Genomic DNA, 10,844 nt, shown 5'->3' with positions numbered 1-10,844 from the left:
GCCCAGCCACCAGTCGCCGGCCGCGTGCATCATGCCGACGATGCCGCACCCGGCCTCTTCCCACCCGCCGCGGACGACGAGAAGGGCTCCGTGTCATGAAGTCCGCCGCCGCTGAGGCCCGTAACTCCCTGGCCTGGCAGGCCCAGTCCCTGCTGCTGGCCTACCCCGACGACCAACTCGCCGACCGCCTCACTCTGGCCCTCAAGGTCGCCGCCACTCAGCCGAAACCGATCGCGCAACCTCTCGTGCGCTTCGCCGAACACGCCGCCCGTACCCCTCTTCAGGAGCTGTCCGCCGACTACGTCGCCACCTTCGACCACCGCAAACGCTGCTGCCTCTTCCTGACCTACTACGCGCACGGCGACACCCGGAAACGCGGCACCGCCCTGCTGAGCCTGAAGCAGACCTACGCGCAGGCCGGCTGGCAGATCACCGACGACGAACTGCCCGACCACCTCGCCGTCGTCCTCGAATTCGCCGCCACCGAACCCGCCCTCGGCTCCCGGCTGCTGACCGATCACCGCGCCGGCCTGGAACTCCTGCGCCTGGCCCTGCGCGACGCCAACTCGCCCTGGGCACACGTCCTGTACTCCGTCTCCGCCACCCTGCCCGCCCTTGCCGGCGACGAACGCACCGCCGTCATGCGCCTGGCCGCCCAGGGCCCGCCCGAGGAACAGGTCGGCCTCGACCCGTACGCGCCCCCCATGCCCGCACCCGGCCCGGCCCCCGTGTCAGCCCCTGTGTTCCTGCCCGATCCCGTCGTAGGAGGTCCCCGATGACCGCACCCGCGCAGCCACCCGTCAGCCTGGCGGTCGAGGCCGGCACCGGCGGCATCCTGCTGTGGGTCGTGCTGCCATACGTGGCGCTCGCGGTGTTCGTTCTCGGGCATGTCTGGCGCTACCGCTACGACAAGTTCGGCTGGACCACCCGCTCCTCCCAGCTGTACGAGAACCGGCTGCTGCGCATCGGCAGCCCGCTGTTCCACTTCGGCATCCTCGTCGTGCTCCTCGGCCACATCGGTGGCCTGGTCATCCCCAAGAGCTGGACCGAGGCGGCCGGGATCAGCGAGCACACGTACCACATCGGCGCGGTCGTGCTGGGCACCATCGCGGGCATCGCCACGCTCGGCGGCCTGGCCATCCTGATCTACCGCCGCCGCACCGTCGGCCCGGTGTTCTCGGCCACCACCCGCAACGACAAGGCCATGTACCTCTCCCTGACCGTCACCATCGTGCTCGGCCTGGCCGCCACCGTGGCCGCGAACGTCGTCGGCGGGGGCTACGACTACCGCGAGACCATCTCCCCCTGGTTCCGCTCCATCTTCTACCTCCAGCCCGACCCGGACCTGATGACCGGCGCCCCGGTGCTGTTCCAACTGCACGCGATCAGCGCCCTGTTGCTGTTCGCGGCCTGGCCCTTCACCCGGCTCGTCCATATGCTCACCGCACCGCTGGGCTACCTGACCCGGCCCTACATCGTCTACCGCAGCCGCGACACCCAGCTCGGTGCCCGCGCCCCGCGCCGCGGCTGGGACCGTGTGGGGTCCTGAACAGCCGAGCCACCGACCCGCGGTGATCCCGCCGCCAGGACGGATGAAGGAGTCGACACCCTCTGAGTTCGGGGGCGCCGTGTGTTCCGGCGTCCGGCCCTGCACCGATGGAGCGTGGGGCGCGCTGCGGGCCCGGGCCCGGGGCTCAATCGGCAGGCAGGGCCTCCCGCATGGCCTTTGCGGTGGCAGTCGGGTCGTAGTCCTCGGGGACGCCTTCGACCAGGATGATGTCGCCCTCGATGTGCCGCGAGCGCAGCGGAGCGATCTCCCGGTAGGCGGGGGAGTCCCACCAGGACCGCGCCTCGGCGATCCCGGGGAAGCCGATCACCACGACGTGCCCGGGCCAGCTGCCCTCCTTCACCTCGTGCTGTGTGGCGTGTACGAGGAAGCGGCCGCCGTACGGTGCGAAGGTGGCGGGCACGCGCTCGATGTACTCGGCGATGTCCGGGTGCGGGGCGGCCTCTTGCAGGTGAGCTATGGCATAGGCAGGCATGGCGTCCTTCCGGTCGGTCGGGTTCCGTACGCAGTTGATCGTGGCATTCAGCTGCGCCGGGGGCGATGACCTGGCAGGTAATCGCCCCCGGCCCGCAGCGCGACCAGCCGCCTCGGTCGGCACTACGCCGCAGACCACTGCGCTGCGTATCCGCGGCCTTCGCCGCGCGTGACACACCCGTATGCCCATCACTTCCGGAGGGGAGCGCAACTGACAACGCGGCCCGACAGAACCTCCCCGTGCCCTTGCCGTCAAGTGCACTCCAAGTCCTAGGCTGACGCTCCCAACCCGCCCCCGCCCCCGCCTGCGACGGAGTACCGGCATGCGCTATCGAGTCCTCGGCAAGACCGGCATCGAGGTCAGCACACACTGCCTCGGCACGATGATGTTCGGTGCCGTCGGCAACCCTGACCACGAGGACAGCGCACGCGTCATCCACGCTGCGCTCGACGCCGGCATCAACTTCGTGGACACCGCCGACATGTACTCGGCCGGCGAATGCGAGGAGATCGTCGGCAAGGCGCTCAAGGGTAGACGCGACGACGTCGTGCTCGCCACGAAGGTGCACTTTCCGCTGGGGGAGGGACGCAACCACAGCGGCAATTCGCGCCGCTGGATCCTCAAGGCCGTCGAGGACAGTCTGCGGCGCCTGGACACGGACTGGATCGACCTCTACCAGGTGCACCGTCCTGACCACACCACCGACATCGAGGAGACGCTGTCCGTCCTCAGCGACCTGGTGAGGGCAGGCAAGATCCGGGCGTTCGGCTGCTCCACGTTCCCCGCCGAGGACCTCGTCGAGGCTCACCATGTGGCGGAGCGGCGCGGACTGATGCGGCTGCGCACCGAGCAGCCGCCGTACTCGATTCTCGCGCGCGGCATCGAACGGTCCGTGCTGCCCACCGCGCAGCGCCTGGACATGGGAGTGCTGACCTGGTCACCGCTCGCCTCGGGATTTCTGTCCGGCGCCTACCGTGAGGGCCGGCCCGTCGACCTCACCACCGGCCGCGCCAAGCTCACTCCGCACCGTTTCGACCCCGCCGTCCCGGGCAACGCGGCGAAGCTCGCGGCCGCCGAGCAACTCGTCACCCTCGCTGAGGAGGTGGGCTGCACCCTGCCGGAACTGGCCGTCGCCTTTCCGTTGGTGCACCCGGCCGTCACGTCGGTGATCATCGGTCCACGCACCATGGACCAGCTCACCTCGCTGCTGAAGGGAGTTGACCTGCTGCTCGACGACGCGGTGCTCGACCGTATCGACGAGATCGTGGCGCCCGGTACCGATCTCTATCGGGCCGACGGTGTCTGGCAGCCGCCGTCACTCACCGAGCAGGCGTTGCGCAGGCGCCCGGCTGGGGAGCGGGCGGCCGCGGGCTGAGCCTGTCGTTCGAGAGTCCGGGCATCACGGCGTGGGGCAGGCGGATGGGTCACCGGAGGTGGTCGATCCGCTGATTCCCGTGCCCGCGAACCGGGCACCCGCCCCGCCCCGCAGGCACCCGGACGAGGGCTACCTGGTGCTGCTGATCGCCGCTCATGACACCGCCGATGCCTGGCACACCGAACACGCGGACACCCGCGGCGGCTCCAACCGGGAGGCGTATTACCCGAAACTGGGCGACTGCCCTGCCGGGCAAGCCAGGTCGTGGCGTGGCTTGCGCCGTCCGTCCGCTTCCGACGCCGCAGGCGCCCTCCTCGGCGCTTTGAGCGCTCCCGGGTGGGGGCTCAGGCTTCCGTCTGCGAGGGGAGGGGCACGGTCCATTCCACGATGGTGCCGGTGGGTTCGTTCGGTGTGAGCGTGAAGCTGCCGCCCAGGTCGGTGGCGCGGCGGTGGAGGTTGTCCAGGCCGCTGCGGCGGGTGACGGCCGGGTCGATGCCCCCGCCGTTGTCCGCGACGCGCAGATGGAGCCGCCTGCCGTCCGTCTCGGCGGTGACCTCCACCGCGGTGGCGTGTGCGTGCCGGGCGGCGTTCGAGAGGGTCTCGCGCAGCACCGCGAGCAGGTGCTCGGCGTGCCCTGCGGGTACGTCGGTGTCCAGCAGACCGGTCATGCGCAGCGCGGGAGTGAAGCCGAGCACGGCGGCGGCCTGGTCGGTCTCGGCCAGCAGCTTCGCTCGCAGCCCCCCGCGCCCGTCGGAACGGTCACGCTCACGCAGCGCGTAGATCGTGCCCCGTACGGTCTTGATGGTGTCGTCGAGGTCGTCGACCACGCGCTGGACCCGCTCGGCCGCCTCGGGCCGGTCGGAGATGCGGCCGAGGACGGAGTTGAGGGTCAGCCCGGAGGCGAACAGCCGTTGGATGGCGAGGTCGTGCAGGTCGCGGGCGATGCGGTCGCGGTCGGTGAGGACCATGAGCTGCTCGGCCTCGCGCCGGTGCTCGGCGATCTCCAGGGCGAGTGCGGCCTGGTCGGTGAAGCCGTCGATCATCGCCATGGTGGCGTCGGAGAACTCCACGCCACCGGGCAGGTTCGCGACCTGCAGGACCCCGCGCACGTTCTCGCCGCCGCCCAGCGGGAGCAGGAACCCCGGCCCCAGGCCGAGCTGTGCCGCTGATCCGCCACCTGCCTGCGGCTCGGCGGACAGCGCACTGCTGGTGACCCGCTCGTTGGAGTGGTAGACCTTCGCGGCGAGCGTGGTGGCCTGCAGCACCAGTCCGTGCACCTGCTCGGCGCCCTCACCGTCGGCGGCCTCGATGACCAGCTCGTCTCCGCCCTCGAACGGCACCGCCAGCGTCACCAGATCGGCGCCGGACAGCTTTCTGACGGTGGCGGCGATCTGGTGCAGGACCTGGTCGGTGTCGGTTCCCGACAGCAGGCTGCGGGTCAGCTCGCTGCTCGCCGCCAGCCACTGCTCCCGGCGACGCGTTTCGTCATACAGGCGGGCGTTGTCGATGGCGACACCGGCCGCTGCCGCGAGCGTGCGCAGCACTGCCTCGTCATCGTCGTCGAACTGCGCCCCGCCGCGCTTGTCGGTCAGATACAGGTTTCCGAAGACCCGGTCGCGTACGCGCACCGGCGCTCCCAGGAACGTCGTCATCGGCGGATGTCCTGCGGGGAAGCCCACCGACTCGGGATGTGCGCCGAGGTCGGCAAGGCGCAGCGGCTCCGGCTCCCTGATCAGCAGCCCCAGGATGCCCTCACCTTCGGGATAGTGGCCGATCGTCTTGATGGTGTCCTCGTCGATACCGACGGTGATGAACTGCTTGATCCTGCCTTCCTCGCCCAGCACCCCCAGCGCCCCGTATTCCGCGTCCACCACGGCCACCGCGGACTCGGTGATCCGCCGCAGCACCACGTCGAGATCCAGATCGGTGCCGATGCTGAGGACCGCGTCCAGCAGGGTGTGCACTCGGTCCCGGGCCGCGCGGACCTGTTCCACCTGTGCCTGCAGCCCCTCCAGGAGCTCATCCAGCCGCAACTGGGGCGCCGTCGGGAGGCCCTTGCGCCCCTGTGCTGGGCTCTCCGCCATTCCCACTCCCTCTGGAACAGGTGCCGTTGGCACCTCCTCATCATGCCCGAACGGCCCTGCTGGCACCCGAACGCCTGTATTAAACGGCCGCCCCAGATCTTATGGCCCTATGCCGGGTGTGACCGAAGCGTGGCGTGAGGTCCAAGCCGTCGCCGCCCACCACGCCCCGTCCCAGGGTCCGGTCAATGCCACCCTGCGGTGTGGATGCCATTCGGCTCTTCCGAGACGAACGGCCCTGGCCGAGGCGGCGCGTTATCACGTGTTTCTCCTGGGTGTCGGGCGTACCGCGTGGGGGGCATGGCGGATCGAGATGGTGTCGGCCATGGGTTCACCGCCATGTGGTGCGCGGGCGGCCTCGTGACGCATGGTCTGTGTCGGGCGACGAAGAGGCGGCAGGAGAAGACAGGGTTTGGGTGCTCGGGGGCGTCCAGTACGAAGACGCGGTCGACGATGAAGTGTGAGGGCCGGATATGAAGGCCAGGATGTGCGATACGGCCTCGTGCAGACTGGCGAATTGGCGGTGCACGCCGTCCACCGCGACAGCGGCGTTCACGCCCCACACCGTCATCCCGGCACGCAGCCCGGACCGCACTCCGGACGGGGCGTCCTCGATGACCAGGCAGTCTCCCGGCTCGGCTCCAAGCCGCGCAGCGGCTCGCAGATAGGGGACGGGAGAGGGCTTGCCCTCCTCGACAGCAGCCGCGTCCACGATCACGTCCGGCACAGGCAGGCCTGTCCGCAGGAAACGGCCGCGCACCCTGTGCTCGTAGTTCGAGGTCACCAACGCCCAAGACCCCGGTGGCAGGCCGTGCAGTAGCTCGGATGCGCCGTCGAAAGCCGCGTAGACGCCGGATCGGACGTCTTCGTCCTCCAGTTCGTGCAGCGTGGCCAGGCACTCGCACGGATCTTGGTCCGCAGCGACCTGAGCGAACGTCTCCATCGGTCGCGTCTGCAGAGCCACCCGGTAGACCTCTTCAGCATCCAGCCCGTACCGCTCTGCCCAGGTTGCCCAGACTCGGCGCTGGTTGCTCACCGCGTCGATCAACGTGCCATCGACATCGAACAGGACGTACTTCGTGCGGCCCGGCCGCCCAGGTTCACTGGTCACGCGTCGATCATGCCAGGCGGCGAGCGGGCGCTTGCGGGACAGCCCTTGGGGAAAGCTCGTCTTCGCCGCGGGCGGGGGGTGGACAGCCGGTGCCGGGGATTCGCTGCTATATACGGTCGGTCCGCAAGCAGGTTCGGTGTTCACGGGCGGTCGGTTTACGGCTGCTGGACAGACGGGCTCGCTGTGAGCCGGAATCGAGGCCACGTGCGGCCCAGGACCTGGGTGATGTCTGACCCGTTGGCCTCCCATCAGTCGACACCGAGGCTGATCAGCTGTGCCATTGGCGCAGCCAATGGCATGACAGTTGAGCCAGTGGGCCCAGAGTGGCTATCTTGGCCTTATCCATGTACTTGCGGCGCCGCGTAGCGCCGGACGGCGACGAGGCCGGATCCGGACCGCGGTGCCTTCGTTGTGTCTGCTCGCTGTCCACCACCCCGGACTGCCACGGATGCGGCGCGTACCACGGCAAGGGGGCGGCCGACCGCTGTGAAGAAGATGTTCGTTGCTCCGGACCCGGGGCGCCTGCGACTGAGGAACGCGACCCGTGCCGTCATCGGTGTCGCCGTAGCCGTCGCCGTGTCCGAGCTGTGCGGGCTCTCGCTCACCGCGTCGATCACCGGAGGGCTCGCGGCACTGCTCGCCCTCTTCACTGTCACCGACGCGACCGTCCGTGACCAGCGGATCACCACAGCCCTGCTGCCCACCGCCGGATTCCCGTTGCTGGCGCTCGCCACCACCTTGCACGGCATCACCCTGGCCCGCGACGCCGCGTTCCTGGCCGTCGTCTTCTGCGGGGTCTACGCTCGCCGCTGGGGCCCGCGCGGCCACGCGCTCGGGATCTTCGCGTTCATGAACTTCTTCATCACGCAGTTCCTGCACGCCGCCCCCGCCCAACTGCCCGAGCTGTACGCCGCCGTGGGCCTGGCCCTCCTGGCGGTCGGCGCCGTGCGCTTCGTATTCTGGCCCATCGAGCGCCGTACCGCGCCCACCGCAGCTCCGCCGGCCCTGCCCGGCACCGGCCTGGCGCGGCCCACCACCCGGCAAGCGTTCCAGGCCACTGCTGCCTGCGCGCTCGCGCTTTCCGTCGGGCAGGTGCTCTCCGAAGACCGTTGGTACTGGGCCGTCGGCACCGCATGGTGGATTTTCGTCAACACGGCATCCCGCGGCGAGACCTTGGTCCGCGGTTTCCGCCGTGTCCTCGGCACGTTGATCGGTATAGCCGTCGGTCTGCTGGTCGCCATCCCGCTGGACGGCGCGCCCGCGCCGACGGCCGGACTGGTCGCCATCTGTGTCTTCGGGATCTTCTACACCGCCGCCGTTTCGTATTCCTGGATGATGCTGGTGGTGACGGTCATGGTCGGTCTGCTCTACGGTCTGCTGGGCGTGCTGGACCCCAGCCTGCTCGTGCTCCGGCTCGCAGAGACCGGTGTGGGCGCTGTGTGTGCCGTGCTGGCCGTGGTTCTCGTGCTGCCGGTCACCACGCATGCCACGAACGATGCCTGGATCCAGCGGGCACTGCACTGCGTGCACGCCGCCACGGCCGAGGCGGCGGCTCGCCTCGCCGGTGACGCCGAGGCCGACCCGGCCCCGCACGCCGCCGAGTTGGAGCTGCTGCTCGGCCGGGTACGGATGTCAGTCGCCCCGCTGGTGCACCCGCTGAGCCCGTTCCGTGCTCGGAAGGCGCGCGCCCGTCACGTCATCGAGCTGCTCGACGACTGCGCCCGCGAGGTGCGGGGTCTGGTCTCCCTTGCCACCGACCCCACCGCGTCGAATGACGCCCGTCTGGCCGCTGCCTGCTGGCGGGTCGAGGCCGCTGTGGAGGCCCTCACCGTCGGCGAGATGCGGAGCAGGCGGGTGACGACCGCCACCCGCGAGACGCCCCATCAGCCGGAAACCGAGTCAGCCCTCGTCCATCTGCACGGCCTGGAGAAGGCCCTGTCGGAGCTGGCGATGCCGCTTGGGACCTCTCCGCGCTCTCCATTGGTCGGTTCCTGAACCGCGGGAAAGGGCGCCACTCGACTCAGGTGCGACGCTCTCTGACGGGCAGGCGCTCAACCGAGGGCGTGAGCACGCACCAAGCGGTCACACAAAGGCGATCGGCTTGGTCCAGTCCTTTGATCGTCTGCTGCTACCGTCGCCCCGACAGCGCGGTACCGAGAGGGGACGGCAGTGGCATACGGCGGCAGACGGCAACGGCGTGCGTTCATCGGCTCGTTCACGGCGGCAGGAGGACTTGGTGTCCTCGCCGCGGCCCTAAACGAGGACAACGGCGCGCTGACGGCCCTCGGCAGCGTGGACGGCGTCCCCGACCCCTCGTACCTCGCGCTGTCGCCCGCCGGGGACATGCTCTACGCGGTCAGCGAGACCGCCGAGGGCGCGGTGGCCGCGTTCCGCGTCAAGGGCGACAAACCGGAACGCGCGGGCCCGCCGGTCCCGGTCGACGGCAGCGGACCCACCCACCTCTGCGTGCACGCCGGGCACGTCCTGACCGCCAACTACGGCTCCGGCAGCGTCAGCGTCGTGCCCCTCCGCGCCGACGGCACTCTGGAGGGCGCCGCGTCCGGGGTGCTCCGGCATGCCGGTTCGGGCCCGCACACTCCGCGTCAGCAGGGCCCGCACGCCCACCAGGTGCAGCCCGACCCGAGCGGGCGGTGGGCCGTGAGCGTCGACCTGGGCACGGACTCCGTACGGGTGTGCGCGCTGCGGGACGGGGCGCTCACCGTGCACCGCGAGATCGCGCTGCGTCCCGGGTCGGGGCCCCGCCACCTGGCGTTCCATCCGGACGGCGAGCACGCGTACGTGGTCAACGAGCTCGCGCCCACCGTCACCGTCTGCCGCTGGGACGCCGCCGAGGGCAGCCTGCGGCCGGTCGGCGAGACGCCGGTACTGCCGGTCGCCCCGGACGGCGACGCGTATCCCTCGGGCATCGTCGTGTCGCCCGACGGCCGCTTCGTCTGGACCGCCACCCGGGGCCAGGACGTCCTCTCCGTGCTCGCGGCCGACGCGGACGAGCTTCGCCCGGTCATCACGGTGTCCTGCGGCGGCAACTGGCCGCGCGCGCTCGCCCTCGACCCCTCGGGGCGCTTCCTGTACGTGGCGAACGAGCGATCCGGCGACGTGACCTGGTTCGGGCTCGACCCGGACACCGGCATCCCGCGTCGCGGCGGCTCCATCGAGGCGCCCGCGGCGTCGTGCGTGGTGTTCGACTAGCAGCCGGCCCATACGACGGCGGACACGACGAAGGGCCCGCTCCTGCGAGAGGAGCGGGCCCTTCGTCGTACGTGAGGGTGTGTGCCGGCGTCAGCGCACCGGCGCGCCCTGCGGCTGCTGCGGCGCGATGCCCAGTGCCGTCGTGTACTTGGAGAGCGCGAGCTTGCCGATCGCCGGGTACGCGCCGAGCCCCTCGGCGGCGGAGCAGCCCGCCTCCTTCGCGGCCGCGTGGAGCAGCGTCGAGTCGAGCTCGGGACCGATCAGGTACGGCGCGAGCGCCAGCTGCTGGGAGCCGGAGGAGCGCAGCTGCTCGGCGGTGGAGGCGATCGCGCCCTCCTCGTCGAGCGCCGCCGCCATCACCGGCACGGCGAGGCGGGCGGCGAGCAGCATGCCGGTGATCCCGGCGGCCTGTACGGCCTCCTCGCCACCCACGGACGCCAGGATGATGCCGTCCGCGGCCGTCGCCACGGTGAACAGGCGGGCGCGGTCGGCGCGCGCCAGACCCGCCTCGGACAGCCGGACGTGCAGCGCCTCGGCGAGCAGCGGGTGCGGGCCGAGCACATCGGTCAGCTCGGCCGCGACACGGCTCTCCATAACTGCCTGGCGGATACGGCGCAGCAGCGCGTTGTCCGGGCCTGCGAGGAGCGGCACGACCACGGCGACGGGGCCCTCCGGCTCCCTGACGTCCACACCGGCGGCGCGGGCCTGCTCGAAGCGGGCGGTGCGCTCCTCGGCGGCGTGCACGAGCACCGACTGAAGCGTGGGGAACTCCGAGTCGTCACCGTCGAGGTACCCGATCCGGGCGTCGAGTCCGGGCAGCTCGGAGCGTGCGATGCTCACGACCTCGTCGGCAAGGCTGCGCACGGCACCGCTGGGCGTGCCGGGCACCGCGAGGAGCAGCGCGGGCGCGCCCTCGGGAGCCGACAGCGGCTCGGGACGGCGGTGCCGCCCGGGCTGGCGGGGTCGCGGCATTCGTACTGGCAGGCCGGACTCGGGCCCAGTGGGGGAGCTCATGGCGCCGCATG

9 protein-coding genes are annotated in these 10,844 nt (G+C 70.9%); 5 read left to right on the top strand and 4 right to left on the bottom strand.

The annotated features are described in order from the left end of the window. The first annotated feature begins 95 nt into the window (after positions 1-95). Positions 96-779 carry a nitrate reductase molybdenum cofactor assembly chaperone gene (gene narJ, locus G6048_RS04955; RefSeq protein WP_165338193.1) on the top strand — a complete coding sequence of 228 codons (684 nt, stop codon included), beginning with the start codon at positions 96-98 and terminating at the stop codon, positions 777-779. Further along, positions 776-1,549, top strand: coding sequence for a respiratory nitrate reductase subunit gamma (gene narI / locus G6048_RS04950; RefSeq protein ID WP_165338192.1), 774 nt, complete (start codon positions 776-778; stop codon positions 1,547-1,549). The genes narJ and narI overlap by 4 nt, the downstream gene beginning before the upstream one ends. A 145-nt stretch (positions 1,550-1,694) precedes the next feature. On the opposite strand, the gene G6048_RS04945 is transcribed toward narI, so the two are convergent. Further along, on the bottom strand, positions 1,695-2,042 hold the full coding sequence (locus G6048_RS04945) for a DUF1330 domain-containing protein (RefSeq protein WP_165338191.1): 348 nt from the start codon (positions 2,040-2,042) through the stop codon (positions 1,695-1,697). A gap of 322 nt (positions 2,043-2,364) precedes the next feature. Here G6048_RS04945 and G6048_RS04940 point away from each other — a divergent pair, with 322 nt between their 5' ends. Then, positions 2,365-3,417, top strand: coding sequence for an aldo/keto reductase (locus tag G6048_RS04940; protein ID WP_165338190.1), 1,053 nt, complete (start codon positions 2,365-2,367; stop codon positions 3,415-3,417). Between the two features lie 344 nt (positions 3,418-3,761). On the opposite strand, the gene G6048_RS04935 is transcribed toward G6048_RS04940, so the two are convergent. Both G6048_RS04935 and G6048_RS04930 read right to left on the bottom strand, forming a co-directional pair. Then, complete coding sequence (locus G6048_RS04935) at positions 3,762-5,501, bottom strand: sensor histidine kinase (RefSeq protein ID WP_165338189.1); 1,740 nt, start codon at positions 5,499-5,501, stop codon at positions 3,762-3,764. 328 nt (positions 5,502-5,829) lie between these two features. After that, positions 5,830-6,609, bottom strand: coding sequence for an HAD family hydrolase (locus G6048_RS04930; RefSeq protein ID WP_165338188.1), 780 nt, complete (start codon positions 6,607-6,609; stop codon positions 5,830-5,832). A 495-nt stretch (positions 6,610-7,104) separates the two neighbouring features. Here G6048_RS04930 and G6048_RS04925 point away from each other — a divergent pair, with 495 nt between their 5' ends. Beyond that, positions 7,105-8,604 carry an FUSC family protein gene (locus tag G6048_RS04925; RefSeq protein ID WP_165338203.1) on the top strand — a complete coding sequence of 500 codons (1,500 nt, stop codon included), beginning with the start codon at positions 7,105-7,107 and terminating at the stop codon, positions 8,602-8,604. Positions 8,605-8,778: 174 nt separating this feature from the next. Continuing rightward, positions 8,779-9,819: a lactonase family protein gene (locus tag G6048_RS04920; protein ID WP_165338187.1), complete on the top strand. Its 1,041-nt coding sequence runs from the start codon at positions 8,779-8,781 to the stop codon at positions 9,817-9,819. A gap of 90 nt (positions 9,820-9,909) precedes the next feature. Here G6048_RS04920 and G6048_RS04915 read toward each other — a convergent pair whose 3' ends face one another. Then, the gene (locus G6048_RS04915; RefSeq protein WP_206341176.1) at positions 9,910-10,833 is read right to left on the bottom strand and encodes a sirohydrochlorin chelatase; all 924 of its coding nucleotides are present in this window, start codon (positions 10,831-10,833) and stop codon (positions 9,910-9,912) included. Between the last annotated feature and the right edge of the window lie 11 nt (positions 10,834-10,844).

The organism is Streptomyces ureilyticus, assembly GCF_011045025.1.
In the GTDB taxonomy this organism is placed as follows: Bacteria; Actinomycetota; Actinomycetes; order Streptomycetales; family Streptomycetaceae; genus Streptomyces; species Streptomyces ureilyticus.
The sequence above is the reverse complement of the archived record's forward strand: the minus strand, read 5'-3'. Positions and strand labels throughout refer to the sequence as shown.